Raw genomic sequence first — 14,296 nt, 5'->3', positions numbered from 1 at the left:
GTTAGAAACTAAATGAAAGGCCCACCAATGCGGTACGGGGAATAGGATATACCCCTCTGTCTATCCCTAAGCTGTTATTATCCTCACTACCCGCTTCAGGATCCATTCCTTTGTATCTGGTGAAAGTGAAGTAATTATCCAGCGAGGCATAGATCCTGGCATTGCGGATCTTCGCGCGTTTCAGTAAAGACGCCGGCAAAGTATACCCTATCTGTAACTGGCGGATGCGGGTATACGAACCATCGAATAACATGAGGTCGCTGTTATATACAAACTCGCTGCTGGTATTAGGCGCAAACCAGGTATTGGTACTACCCTCACCTGTCCAGCGATCTGTATAGAAGAAGGCAGGACGGTTACCGGTTGGCCTGTCTACCCGGTTGAAGCCCATCAGCACTTCATTGCCGATCTGGCCCTGCACAAATACCAGCAGGTCAAATCCTTTGAAGGCTAGATTTACACGGCCGCCAAAGATCACATCCGGATGCGGGCTACCGATATTGGTATGATCGCTGTTAGAGATCACGCCATCACCATCCGTATCTACGATGATAGGATCGCCGGGTTTAGGATTTACGGTCATGGTGGTCTTTGCGAGATAATCATCCACCTGTTTCTGGTTCTGGAAAATGCCGGCTGTTTTATACCCGCGGAAATACCAGATCGGTAATCCCTTTTCAAACCAGGAGGCCGTCCAACCCACACCAACACCAGATCCTGCAATACGGTCCACGAATTCATTGGAGCTGGTCACCTCATTTTTGATCGTCGTCATGTTAGCGCCGATCTCATAGGTGAACGCATGTTTCTGATCGTTGCGGTAACTCAGTTCCAGTTCAATACCCTTATTGGAAACCGTGCCGCCATTCACAATGCGGAGCACGTTACCTACTACATTGGGAGCACTGCCGGGAGTTAACAAACCTCTTGTTATCTTATTATAATAATCGACGGTAAAGCTCAGGCGGTTATCAAAGAAGCCCATATCTGCTCCCACATCAAACTGTTCACTGGCTTCCCATTTCAGGTGCCTGTTCTCCAGGTTAGCGGGTTCCGCTCCTACAAAGAAATTATCATTCACATCCGGGTAACTGATATTCTGTGTAGTGATGAGTGCCTGCCAGTCGCCGATATTGATATTGGCGATACTGCCATTCCTGCCCCAGCTGGCCCTCAATTTCAGGTAGTTAAGCGGGATATTTGGGAAGAAAGCTTCATTGGAAACAATCCATCCTGCAGAGAGGGAAGGGAAAGTGCCCCATGTATTCTCAGGTGGTAAAAGAGAAGAACCATCTCTTCTGAGGGTAGCATTGAAAAGATATTTGCCTTTGTAGTCGTACAGCAAACGGCCATAGTAAGAAACCATGGTGGTAGAGGTTTGTGTACCGGCAATACGGTCCTGGTCGTCCGGCATAAAATCAGGATAGCTGAAATTGTCTCTTTCCTTGAACATCCCGGAGGCAGTACCTTCCAGGCGATCGTACCCACGTTTGAGGGAACTCATGCCTGCCATCACCGTGAAATCGTGCTGGCCCACTTTTTTGTTATAGGTAAGATAATTTTCCCACTGCCAGTTATACCAGTTTTCATTCTTGTCAAAGGAACCGGCTACGGTGTTCATCCTTTCCGCAGAGAACCAGAACGTGGGGTTCCAGCCATGGTTGCGCAGGAATGCAGCATCCAGTCCAAAGCGGGAAGTTGCTTTTAATCCTTTCAGCAGTTCTGCATCTACATATAAGCTACCCACTATTTTATGCTGTGCAGTAGCGTTCCGGGTGATCGCCATTTGTGCCAGGGGGTTGCCTGCTTCGCCAAACACGTAATCAGACACTCCATAATAACGGCCATTCGGATCTTTCACCAGGTTGAAACCGCCGTTCAATGCATTCTGTGCCCTTGTACTTAATGGCCCTGTATATACAGTCGGCATCAGGGGATCTAACAGAATGGCATTACTGATCACGGCGCCGAATTCATCATCTTCCGTTACACCATTTCTTTTATGGTAGGAATAGGAAAGACGGTTACCGATGGTTAACCAGGGTTTTACCTTGTGGTCTGTATTGATCCTTACGGTGTAACGATCAAAACGTGCACGGTCACCACCAATTACACCATCCTGCCGGAACAGCGTTCCGCCAATGAGGTAAGAGGATTTTTCGGAGCCTCCGCTGACGGTGAGTGCATGCCTTTGCAGCGGAGCTGTTTGTGCTATTTCTTCAAACCACTCCGTACCTTGTTTCCCTTTCCAGGCTGCCGGATCAGGAATGGTGCCGGGTGTTCCGGCATCTTTAACGTACTGGGTGTATTGCTCTGCGTTCATCATCTTCATCGGGTTCTTAATGGATTGCCGGCCGTACTGCATGCTGTAATCAACCCTGGTGGAACCATCTTTTGGTCCTGATTTTGTGGTAATGATCACTACACCGTTTGCTCCTTCCGCTCCATAGATCGCTGCGGAAGCTGCGTCCTTCAAAACCTCCATGGAGGATATTTCAGAAGGATCGAGGTATTCAATGCCACCGGCACGCATACCATCAATAATATACAAGGGTTCTGAAGAACCGTTGGAACCTGTACCACGGATCCGTACGCGCATGCCGCTGCCGGGAGAACCGGAAACCGGTAATACGGTCACACCTGCTGTACGTCCCTGTAATGCCTGTTCAATCCTGCTGGAAGAAACGGAAGCAATATCTGCGGCTCTCACAGAAGAGATGGCACCGGTCACCAGGCTTTTGCGTTGTGTACCGTAACCCACTACCACTACTTCATTCAATGCGCGGTTGCTTACATCCAGGGTTACATCAATGGAACGGTCGCCGGTAACGGTCACTTCTTTTCCTTCATAACCCAGCAGGGAAAATACCAGTGTTTTACCTGTGGAAACATCCAGTGAATATTTACCCTCTCCATCAGCCTGGGCGCCCCGCGTTTCCCCTTTGATCTGAACAGATACACCGGGTAAAGGTGTTCCATTCTCTCCATCTGTAATGCGGCCGGTTACTTTCACTTTACGTACTGTGTCTGCTGCTACCCCGCTGATCATCATGGCAGAAGCGCCATTGAGTTTCATCATGGGCATGGTGTTCGTTGACTCATTGCCGTTAGTGTCCTGCTTTGCGGGGCCGGATGACTTTGGGCGGGGAGCTTTATCTTCCGGTAACGGAACGATGGCCCAGGTATTGGGCTGAACAGATTGGGCCTGCAAACCATGCGGCGTTAGCAGGGCTTTGAGCATTTCCTCTACATTGCTGAATCCTTCCGTGGAAAAATTCACTTTTACATTGGGTAACTTTTTTGCTTCATACAGCAAATCAATCTTGTACTCCTTGTGGATCTCTTTTAGTAACTGTACCAGTGTTTTCTCCCTGGCTTTTTCAGACGTGGGTTGCTGCCAGAATTCCGGTTGGCGGATAACAGCCAGTTCCTGCCAGGGGCCTGCTACAGCCCAGCTCGAAGTGGCTGTTGATACCGCAACCAGTAAGGCGCTTCGCAACAATAGTTTAGCTTTCATAATATGGAATGTTAGTTGTTGTGGGTAAACGATTTTGGTAGATACACTTTGGGCCTTCAGTCTTTATTACAAGCTGTCAGTAATACCCGATTTAGAGGCTGTTTTTAAATTATTGTTAGGTTACTCTTTATTCTTAAATACCAGCTGGTTGTCCTTTGTATCAATTTGGATGTTCATAGTGATGGACAGTGCCCGCGAAAGTTGCGTGATATCTTCTGCATAAAGATCCCCGCTGATCTTTTTGTGGTTGATCTCGTCGTTTAAGATCACCACTTCATAGCCAAATTTTGTTAAGATGATGGATGATATCTCTGCAATAGAAGTATTTTCAAAATGATAACGGTGATTACGCCAGTCTGCTATCAACTCTGTATTCACTGCTTCCCGGAGCTTCGATTGATGTTTTTCTACCTGCACTTCATCTCCCGGTTTCATCATAAACACCTTATCGCTGGCTGTCAGCTGTACCTTTCCTTCTTTCAGGGAAACGGTGGTACGCGCTCCTAACATATTCACATTGAACTTTGTACCCAATACCGCTACGTCAATTTCCGCTGTATGTACAATGAACTGTGCATTCCCCGCACCGGGCTTTTTGGTGATCTCAAAATAAGCCTCTCCATCCAGCCATACACTACGGCTTTCCGCAGGGTCCCACTCCATGGGTATACGCAGTGTGGAGTTCGCATTAAGGTAGACGATCGAGCTATCCGGAAGTACCACTTGTTTGATCTCCCCGTAGGCAGTATGATAACTCCTGGTGCTATTGGATACGATCGTACAATAGATATTATAGGCTGCATACCCCATTAATGGCAACAATACTGCCGCCGCCAGGGCCCTTATAACAATACGCCTCACCATCCCGGACCTTTTCCGGGAAATAGCCGTTTCAATCTGCTGCCAGCTTTCTTTTGTTTTTTCTTCCGGTACTGCTTTACGCCGGAAGCGAATAGGAGAACTGCCTGGATCTTGCGGTACGGATGGATCTTCCATAGCGTGTTTTATTAGAAGACACGCAAACAGGTACCGGGATACTCCTTTTTAGGTAACTTTTTTCAAAAAAAATACAAGAACAGCCACCACAAAGGGATATGCCCCATCATTCCCCTGAGTTGGGTAAGGGCCTTATGGGCTAAATTGATCACGGACTGGTAATTCACTTTCATGATCTCCGCGATCTCTGTATAAGGAAGCTCTTCATAAAAGCGTAAGTAGATCACTTCTTTCTGCCGCGGGGGTAACTGATTGAGGTACTGGCTGATCTTCGACTGCCGTTCTGCTTCATGCTCCTGTTCTATCAGGATGTCTTCCGGCGAAAATGCAATGTCGGGCTCGCTGGGGGGTAAGATCTGAAGGGAACGCAAACCACGTAACTGATTGAGTGCCTGGCGCCGGAGGGCGGTGAAGAAAAAAGCCCGCACGTTCTGTAGCAGGCCAATGGTTTCTTTTTTATACCATATACGAATGAACACTTCCTGCACCGCATCCTGTGCAACATCTTCATTACCAAGCATGGCGAGTGCATACCGGTATAATACCGGATGTAACCGACCATGGATGCCCGCATATGCTCTTGCATCTCCCTGGAGTACAAGTTGCCAGGGACCGGTCAGATCTTCACCCTGTTCATAGGCATCCGGCATGGGTGAGCTTGGGTCTTTTATTGGAATGTGGAATCGCTGTCACTTCATGTAAAATAACGAATCTCACCGAAATAAAAAGGAAAAGGCACAAGCTGAAGCTTGCGCCCGTTATATTAGCAGCATATTCCTATAAGGCGTTTTTATATGATGCGGGAAGCAGAACACGGAAAAAAAGTGCCCTGCATCCGCACCTCCGCTTGCGTGTAGCGGGGAGGTTTGTCAATCTAAAAAATCTCAGTTTCAGTAAACATAGCGTGTACGCCATTACCATGCTGGCGGCAGCATGCACGGGTATTGCTATTTATCGGACCAGGCAATTTGGGGCTTACTCCGGGGTTGTTTACTTCGCAATTAGTTTCCTTGCAGCAAAGGTAGAAGGCTTTGATCTAAAGCCAACCACATAAAGATGTGAAATGTCTTTTTTAATGCCTCAATTGCTGAATTAATGGAATTAAGCAATTATTTTTGAGCAGAGCATTAATCTATGTACATGATCCGCAAGGAAAGGCAGCTGCTACTCACTGTATTGTTCCTGCTTTTTCAACTGGCTGCAAAGCCCCAATCCCAATCTTATCTCTTCTCCCGCCTCAATGTGGAAGACGGCTTGCGCAGCAATTATGTGACGGCCATTTTCCAGGACACCAAAGGTTTTATGTGGATAGGTACGGAAGGAGGGCTTCAGCGCTATGATGGCAAACAATTTGAATACTTCCCCTTTGATGGCATACCGGATATCTATCACGAAAAGGTGCAGCGCATCCTGGAAGGAAAGGATAATACCCTCTGGATCGCTTATAACTCCTGCATAGTCACCTATAATTATGTAACAGGCAAGGCACGCAAAATACTGGTGCTGCACCAGCATATTGAAAAGAACTTCCAGGCCACCCAGTTCTTTATAGACAGCCGCGGTAATACCTGGCTCTGCACAACGGACCACGGTACTTTTTTGTATGAAGAAAAAACACTGGCCTTTGTACCCTTCTCTAAATTCTTTGCCCCCACGGGTTTCAATATCGTTAACGTAGCAGAAGATCCCGCTACGCATAACTATTGGCTGGGTACCAATATCGGCGTCTGTATGCTGGACTATGCACAGAAGATCTGTTATACCCCACAGAACAATCCCCGTAACATTCCGCTCCTGAATATCCCAGCCCTCCAGGTAAATGTTGCCCGCTTATTCGGCAGTTCAAAACGTGGCCTGTTCATTAATACCTGGCCCCGGAATGCAGAAAGGCCCCGCTTCTATCATTATGATCTGCAAACCGGTACGTTAGCGGAACAGCATAAAGACCAGGGTCACATGTCCCAGCTGGCAGAAGATAGCCGGGGAAATATCTGGTCGGCAGGAGACCGCTTATTACGATTCAGCCCGGATGGCCGGCAACTGGAAATATTCGAACGCAACCAGTTCGCCCGCAACGGCCTGGACTATTCAGAAATGTTCACCCTCGCAGAAGACAATATGCAGAACCTCTGGATAGGCACCAGCAATGGCCTGTTCATCTTCAATTATGCCAAACAGCAATTCCACACGGTGATCTACTGGCCGGATAGTTATAAACACTCGCCCCCTTTGCTGGAAGCCACAGATATCTGGCAACATCCTAACGGAGATGTATGGGTCAGCAGCTGGGGATATGGCGTGCTGGTATTCGACAGCTCCATCACCCAATTAAAAAAGCGCCTGTTCCATCCCTCCAATACTACCATCAACATGGCCTTTTGCATATTGCCGCTGCCGGATGGAAAAGTACTGATCGGCGCACAACATGCTAATCTATGGATCGTAGATCCCCAAACATGGAAAGTGGAATACCGTGTAATGAAGGAACTGGATAACCGCTCCATCCGTTGCATGACGCTGGACAAACAGGGAAAGGTATGGCTGGGAACACAAAGAGGTATTGTAGCAAAATGGGATTATCAACATAACAACATCCGCACTTTCACAGATAGCTTTTATACGCAGGGCCGTTATCTCTGGAACCATATCCAGGATATTTATGCAGACGAGGACAATTTCATCTGGGTAGGTACCATGTACAATGGCCTGTTGAAAATGGATACCGCGGGCCATGTAGTGCAACGTTATGCGGCAGATGAACGCACACATCTCTTACCCGCCAGCGATATCCGCAATATCTTCCCCATCAGCGATCACAAGCTCCTGATCGCCGCAGGCGGCATTGTTTTGCTGGATACTAAAAAAGATAAAGTACTCTCCGCTATTACACAGGAAGATGGATTACCCGTTGGCGCCATTACAAATGTGCAACCTCTCAATGATCAGAACATCCTGTTCACCACTAATTTCAGCGCAGGCAAGGCCCATCTCACCAAACGAAAAGTAGTACACTACGGCAGGAAATACGGCATTGCAGATGAGACCTTTGAATCTCCCGCCAGTTACAAACTGCGGGATGGCCGCATTGTTTTAGGCAGCACCAAAAACATTATCTTCTTTCAACCGGATAGCCTGCAAGACCCTGTTCCTCCTCCTGATGTGCGCATCCATTATTTTAAAACAGATGGGGACCTGGTAACGCCCTATCAGCCGATGATGGAGAACGCAGATCCCGAAATAAGACTGCGGTACCAGGACTGTAACTTCACCATTGGTTATATTTCCCTCGCGTACCTCGAACAGGATAACCTCAGTTATTCTTACCGTTTAGAAGGGATAGACAATGGCTGGATCAAAGCAGGTAACCGCAGGTATGTAACCTATACCAATCTTGCTCCCGGCACTTATACCTTCCAGGTATATTGTGAGAACGGGGAAGGTATGCAAAGCCAGCACATCACTTCCATCCGTATTGTACTGGCTTCTCCCATCTGGCAGAAAGGGTGGTTTTACGGCCTGATCATTTTACTCATCGGGGGTATCATTTATCTCATTCACCGCATCCGGGTAAACCGTATCATGTCCACCGAAAAAGTACGGCGCCGTATTGCAAGGGACCTGCATGATGATATGGGTTCCACGCTCACCTCCATCAATATCATGAGCGCCATGGCCAGGAGGAATGCGGCCCTGGAAGACCTCAGCAAAACACAGGAATTCCTGGTGAAGATCGGCGACAGCACCACCCGTATGATGGAAAGCATGGACGATATTGTTTGGAGCATCAACCCCATGAACGATAACCTGCAAAGAGTGATTGCCAGGATGCGCGAATTCACAACAGGTGTACTGGAAGGCCGGCAGATCACATTCACGTTCTCCATCGATGATAAGATCTTCAACCGCAGGTTACAACTGGAAAGCCGCCACGACTTCTTCATGATCTATAAAGAAGCCATCACCAATATTGCCAAATATGCCCAATGTACCTTTGCAGACATCCGCATTCAGTTACGCAAAGGCAAACTGGTACTACGTGTGCAGGATAACGGCGTAGGCTTTGATGTGAATGATGCAAATGAAGGAGATGGATTGATGAATATGCAGCGCAGAGCGCAACGTATGAAAGGCCATCTTAATATCCAGTCACAACCCGGAAAAGGCACCGTGATCACGCTTATGTTCCCAACCACATAAGCATGTGGTTGGCAGAACCGAACAGGCATGTTACCTTTACCTAACATTCCATTACCATGATTCGAATTGTGTTATATGAGGATAACACCAAACTGCGAGAGAACTTAACATTACTGATCGACGGAGCAAACGATTTTATAGTATGCGGCGCATTCAAGAACTGCGACCATATTCTGCAACAAACACAAGAGCTGCTTCCAGACGTAATATTAATGGATATCGATATGCCGGGCACCAATGGCATCCAGGGCCTGCGGATCATTCGTTCCCAATACCCGGACCTTCCCATTCTCATGCTCACGGTGTTTGATGATAACCAGCATGTTTTTGATGCTATCAAAGCCGGTGCAGACGGATACCTCCTGAAAAAAACCTCTCCCGATAAATTACTGGAATACATACACGAAGTATATGAAGGCGGTGCCCCCATGACCTCTTCTATAGCCCGGCAGGTATTACACCTCTTTGCCCGCCAGCCTTCTGATAAGAATGACACCTATCATCTTTCAGAGCGCGAAAAAGAAGTGCTGCAATTACTGGTGAATGGTTATAGTTATAAAATGATCGCGGGAGAGATCTTTATTTCTATTGATACCGTACGCTCACACATTAAAAAGATCTACGAGAAATTACATGTTAACTCAAAGTCCGAAGCGGTAGCTAAAGCGTTTAGAGACAAACTGGTGTAAGAACAAACTTTAAATATCTCATCTAGTTCCAACCACTCATCCTCACACGTTCGTTGTAAACCACATCGATATGTGATTGTATGCTACTTCCAACTGTTGCAATTTTGTAACAACGGAAATTGAAAGACATGCTTTTTAACAAACCCCTTAGGGCAGTGCTATGCGTCGCCATGATCATTTCTTGCAGGAAGGACCCAAAACCCTTACAGTCAGCTAACCAGCGGTTATTGCTAAGAGTGGCGGCAGCGGATAACAGCAGGGTGGATAAATTCCAATATGATGCCCAAGGCCAGGTGATCAAATTTTTCTATTACCGTGGTTATGGCGATACCGCTTACCAGGATTATACATATAAGAACAAGCGCCTGCATAAAATAAGTCATTACAATGCAGAGTTCTCTGAATACTTCTATGCAGGGGATACCCTCAAAAAAATGGAGATCAGCGATGCCACCAATGGTGTAACCAACTATGTAACCTACACCTACCGGAATGGCAAACTGGATCAGGAACAAACCTGGCACCTGGAAAATGGTCAATGGAAATTAGAGCAGGAAAGAATGTACGACTATGATGCAAAAGGGAATGTTCATAAGATAAGTACCTACGTAGGCCCGGACCTCCAGGGAACAATCGAGTATGTCCGTTACAGTGATCACCCTGATCCTTTACAGGCCATCATACAGCGCAAACAGGCAATGCCAAGGTGTGTTGAAAAAGAAATTCATTATGATGGATGGGGAAATATTGAATGGACCACGGAAAATAGATATGAATACGATGCAAAAGGCTATCCCATAAAAAAAGAAAGCACTTCCCGCAACCCGGATAATAACGTATTGGCCAGGTCCACTGTTTTTTATTCATATAGTAATTAGCCCCAAAATCATTTGTTCGTAGCCCCAAAAAAGCCAAAAGGGCACACCACGCGTGTGCCCCTATTTTTTTTACAACACTTTTGGCCGGTTTTTTGTTACCTATGCATCAAAACATCCTAAAAAATGACAAAGCAATTGATCCGCTTCTTTACAGTATTTGGAGCAGCCTCCCTGCTGCTGAGTGCCTGTGCAACACAACAGGGTACCCCAACTGCCGCCAGTATGGGCAAAGATGCAAAAGGGAAATGGACGCTGAACAATGTAAGTTATGACGGTTTGCCCTCCACAGCGAAGGTGACCACTGTTTTTTCCAATATTCCACCCAAATGCCTGGAAGGCAGTGACTGGAACCTGCCATCCAATAAATACGGCAGTTACTCCACCACTTCTTCTGCGGATGGCTGTACCCCTGTTTCCCAGAACATTGTATGGTCTACCCTCAACCAGGGCGGCGTGGTGATGATCCAGTTCAAGGAATTGCTGGAAGGGGTAAAAGCCAAGAACATCTCAGACGGGTACCGCGTGGAATTAACTTCTGTTAATAATACCTCCATGGTATGGCGCGCACCGGTTACATACGAAGGCAAAACCGCTTATATCGTATATTCTTTTACAAGGAAATAATTAACGGGAAACCGGCTTAAAAAGGAAAAAGCAGGGCAATTTTGTCCTGCTTTTTCCTTTTTAGTTATTGTATCTTTGCCCCTCGTTGAAAGAATTATGAAAGCATTTAATATTTTTATCAAATATCGTTTACCCCTGGGCATCCTGCTTTTAATAGGGGGTATTGCGCTGGGCCTTGCTTTTGGCTGGTGGGAAGCTGCTATTGTATTGGTAATAGCCGTTGTATGTATCGTTACGCATTTCCTGTTCGGGCCTATGCGCCTGGTGCAGGAAGCTGTGGAAGCAGGAGATGTGGATGGGGCCATGCGCATCCTGAACAGCATCCAGTTCCCGAAACTGCTGTACAAACCCATCCGTTCCGGGTATTACCTGATGCAAAGTAACCTGGCTATGCAAAATGAAGACCTGGACAAAGCGGAATCCGCCGTAAGGGCCAGTATCAAGTCCGGCAGTCCTACCAGGGAACATGAAGGCATGCAGTATTTCCAACTGGGCATCATCGCTTCTCAGAAGAACGATACTAAAACAGCCAGCGAAAACCTGCGTAAAGCCCTTAAGCTGGGCCTGCCAGACAAAGAAAATACCGCCGCCGCTTTATTGCAGCTCTGCTCTATTTCCATGAGCCGCCGGGATTTTAAAGCAGCCAAGGAGTATTTCCGCCGTGCAAAAGAGCAGAAACCTACTACCGAGCAGATCAAAAGTCAGATTAAAGAAATGGATAAATATATCAGCCGGATGCCTGGTTGATCCTACTGCATCATAAAAAAGCCGGTAAGCAACACTTACCGGCTTTTTTATTTAGATCTTACTTAAAGCCTGCTCCAGGTCTTTGATCAGGTAAGCGGGGTCTTCCAGTCCTATATACAACCGCACCATCTTATGTTTAGGCTCCCCGGGATCAAAACTATCCGCCTCCAGCGAAGCACAGGCCGGAAATGCCAGAGACTCATGCCCTCCCCAGGAAACAGCCATGAGAAAATGTTTCAGGGAATTACAGAACAGTTCCACCTGCTCCCGGCGTTCCACTTTCAATTGAATGGTCAGCAATCCCGCTGCCCCTTTCATCTGGCTGTTAGCCAGTTCAAATTGTGGAAAATCCGGGTCCAAAGGAAAGAACACCTTATGGATCAGGGGATGTTCCTTCAGCCATGCCAATACCTGCCGGGTACTATCCGCACTGCGTTGCAGCCTGATCTCCAGGGTACGCAATCCTCTCAGTAAAAGCCAGGCATTAAAAGGGGCAATACCGCTGCCGATATTCAGGTATTCAGATACAAAGATCCGCCGGATCTTTTCCTGGGAACCGGTAAGTACCCCCGCCATGGTATCACTATGGCCACTGATGAACTTGGTAGCAGATTGCAGGCAGAGGTCTATCCCCATCAGATGTGGTTGCTGGTACAAGGGTGTACAGTAACTATTATCTATCATGGTGGTGATATTCCGGCTGCGGGCCAATTGGGCTACGGCCTTTATATCCTGTAACTCAAATGTAAAGGAGTTGGGAGATTCCAGGTAAATGAGACGGGTATTGGGCCGGAGCGCCTTTTCAAAATTGGCGATATCGGTTCCGTCCACAAAAGTGGTTTCCACCCCAAATTTCGGCAGGATGATCTCAAACAGTTGCCGGGCCCAATTGTAAGGGTCCCGTACACAGATCACATGGTCTCCCTGTTGTACAACAGAAAGTACCCCCGTAAAAATAGCTGCGGCGCCGCTTCCAAATACAAGCGCATCTTCTGCTCCATCCAATGCAGCCAGTTTCTGCCGAAGGATGTCAATGGTTGGATTATGCCCCCGGGAGTACAGGAAACCCTTGTACTCATCCAGCAGCAGGTCTCTCATAGCTGCGACTGTCTCGAACGCAAAATTGCTGCTTTGCATAATTGGAGGAGCAATGGCATTGAAATATTGCTCTCTGTCTTCCCCCAATTCATTGATAATAAACGATAGATCCATAGTCGGTTGTATTCCCTTTGCACTATCCAAAAAAGACGCAAAGTACATAACTATCACTGCAAAGGCAGATGTATGTCTTAAAACTTCACTTTTCTGTGACGGTCCGGCGTACGGCCCTTTTCATAAAAAAGTAGATCGGCAGGCCCGCTACGAACCAGAACATTCCACTAAGGGCCTGCTGCCAGTCGCTTATAAAGATATTGACTGTTACAAAGAGATAGGTGCCGATAAAAAATATGGGCAGCCAGGGGTATAAACGCATTTTATAGATACCTGTATTGTCCAGGTGCACCGTTTTCTTCCTCAGGATAAATATAGTGGCTGCCGCAGAGGCCAGGCCGATGGAATCAAACAGCATTACGTACTGGATGATCTTATCAAAATTGCTCAGGAAATACAACAGTCCTATGATCATTACCGTAAAGGTGGTAAGGGCCACTTCCTGCACCTGCGTTTTGCTGTTCACCCTTTTAAAGATCGAAGGTAATACCCCGTCTTCCGCCATAGCGTAATACATGCGGGGATTGGAAATGAGGTTCACATTAGAATACCCCAGCACGGATAAGAACAATAAAATAGAGGTGATCTTAAATCCGTTCTCTCCAAAAAACACCTCCGCCATGCGGGCAGCCAGGGCATCTGTTGTTTTCAGCTGCTCAAAGCCGATCACCTTCACATAAGCATAGTTCACCGTCAGGTATAAGAAAAGGATAATGCTGATACCAATGAAAATGGCCCTGGGCGTATTTTTGGCCGGCTCCCGCACATCACTTCCAAAGTTAATGGTTTGCTGGTAACCGCCATAGGTAAAGAATACGGGTACCAGCGCAGCGCCGAAGATGTAGAACCAGCCATGACTGGCAGTAGTGGTAACCGTAGCGGGCGGAGCCACATGATTGCTAAACACGGTTAAGCAAAGCAGTAATACCATCCCGATCTTCACCACTGTAAGGATATTCTGCCAATTGGCACTCATACGGATGCCCATCATATTGATCACATACAGGAACAGCACAGCTCCTATGGCAATGGCTTTCCGCCCTCCTTCATGCTGAACGGCTTCCGGTAAAAGTACCGGCCCGATGTATTCCGCCCCCACAATACAAACGGCTGCAATGGAAGCGGCATTGGATATAACCAGCGTCCAGTTGATCATAAAAGAATAAGCAGGATGATAACCATAGGAGCATACTTTATAAAAGCCTCCCGCAACAGGATAACGGGAACCGATCTCCGCATAAGTAAGGGCCCCGCATAAGGAAACAAGACCTGCCAATGCCCATACCGCATAGAACAATGAAGGCGTGCCGGTTTCCCGGGCCACGCTTACAGGGGTTTTGAAGATGCCCATGCCAATCACTAATCCCACCACTATCATCGTCAGGTCAAAAGGGCCGAGCTTTGGTTTAATACTCATATCTACAAGATATTACAAA

General features: G+C 47.2%; 10 protein-coding genes. 5 read left to right on the top strand and 5 right to left on the bottom strand.

Annotation, left to right across the window (positions count from 1 at the left end):
• Window position 1: 1 nt before the first annotated feature.
• The 3 genes from BUR42_RS23625 to BUR42_RS23615 form a co-directional block, all read right to left on the bottom strand.
• Window positions 2–3,517 carry a SusC/RagA family TonB-linked outer membrane protein gene (locus BUR42_RS23625; protein WP_200798356.1) on the bottom strand — a complete coding sequence of 1,172 codons (3,516 nt, stop codon included), beginning with the start codon at window positions 3,515–3,517 and terminating at the stop codon, window positions 2–4.
• A 120-nt stretch (window positions 3,518–3,637) separates the two neighbouring features.
• A complete protein-coding gene (locus BUR42_RS23620) occupies window positions 3,638–4,513 on the bottom strand; it encodes a FecR family protein (RefSeq protein WP_074242041.1) in 876 nt (291 codons plus the stop codon).
• 62 nt (window positions 4,514–4,575) lie between these two features.
• Window positions 4,576–5,163, bottom strand: a complete 588-nt coding sequence (locus tag BUR42_RS23615) for an RNA polymerase sigma factor (RefSeq protein ID WP_074242040.1) — start codon at window positions 5,161–5,163, stop codon at window positions 4,576–4,578.
• A gap of 490 nt (window positions 5,164–5,653) precedes the next feature.
• On the opposite strand from BUR42_RS23615, the gene BUR42_RS23605 reads away from it, so the two are divergent.
• The 5 genes from BUR42_RS23605 (at window position 5,654) to BUR42_RS23585 (ending at window position 11,648) form a co-directional block, all read left to right on the top strand.
• A complete protein-coding gene (locus tag BUR42_RS23605; RefSeq protein WP_159442334.1) occupies window positions 5,654–8,710 on the top strand; it encodes a sensor histidine kinase in 3,057 nt (1,018 codons plus the stop codon).
• A gap of 56 nt (window positions 8,711–8,766) precedes the next feature.
• Window positions 8,767–9,399 (top strand): response regulator, encoded by a 633-nt coding sequence (locus BUR42_RS23600; protein ID WP_074242037.1) that lies wholly within the window; start codon window positions 8,767–8,769, stop codon window positions 9,397–9,399.
• 170 nt (window positions 9,400–9,569) lie between these two features.
• Complete coding sequence (locus tag BUR42_RS23595; RefSeq protein ID WP_074242036.1) at window positions 9,570–10,277, top strand: hypothetical protein; 708 nt, start codon at window positions 9,570–9,572, stop codon at window positions 10,275–10,277.
• A gap of 123 nt (window positions 10,278–10,400) precedes the next feature.
• Window positions 10,401–10,901, top strand: a complete 501-nt coding sequence (locus tag BUR42_RS23590) for a lipocalin family protein (RefSeq protein WP_074242035.1) — start codon at window positions 10,401–10,403, stop codon at window positions 10,899–10,901.
• 96 nt (window positions 10,902–10,997) lie between these two features.
• Window positions 10,998–11,648: a tetratricopeptide repeat protein gene (locus tag BUR42_RS23585; RefSeq protein WP_074242034.1), complete on the top strand. Its 651-nt coding sequence runs from the start codon at window positions 10,998–11,000 to the stop codon at window positions 11,646–11,648.
• A gap of 51 nt (window positions 11,649–11,699) precedes the next feature.
• Here the strand turns inward: BUR42_RS23585 and BUR42_RS23580 are convergent, their stop codons facing one another.
• Entirely contained in the window at window positions 11,700–12,860 is a 1,161-nt protein-coding gene (locus BUR42_RS23580) for a trans-sulfuration enzyme family protein (RefSeq protein WP_074242033.1), read from the bottom strand.
• 85 nt (window positions 12,861–12,945) lie between these two features.
• Window positions 12,946–14,277 carry an APC family permease gene (locus tag BUR42_RS23575; protein ID WP_074242032.1) on the bottom strand — a complete coding sequence of 444 codons (1,332 nt, stop codon included), beginning with the start codon at window positions 14,275–14,277 and terminating at the stop codon, window positions 12,946–12,948.
• Window positions 14,278–14,296 lie beyond the last annotated feature (19 nt).

The organism is Chitinophaga niabensis (assembly GCF_900129465.1).
In the GTDB taxonomy this organism is placed as follows: domain Bacteria; phylum Bacteroidota; class Bacteroidia; order Chitinophagales; family Chitinophagaceae; genus Chitinophaga; species Chitinophaga niabensis.
The sequence above is the reverse complement of the archived record's forward strand: the minus strand, read 5'-3'. Positions and strand labels throughout refer to the sequence as shown.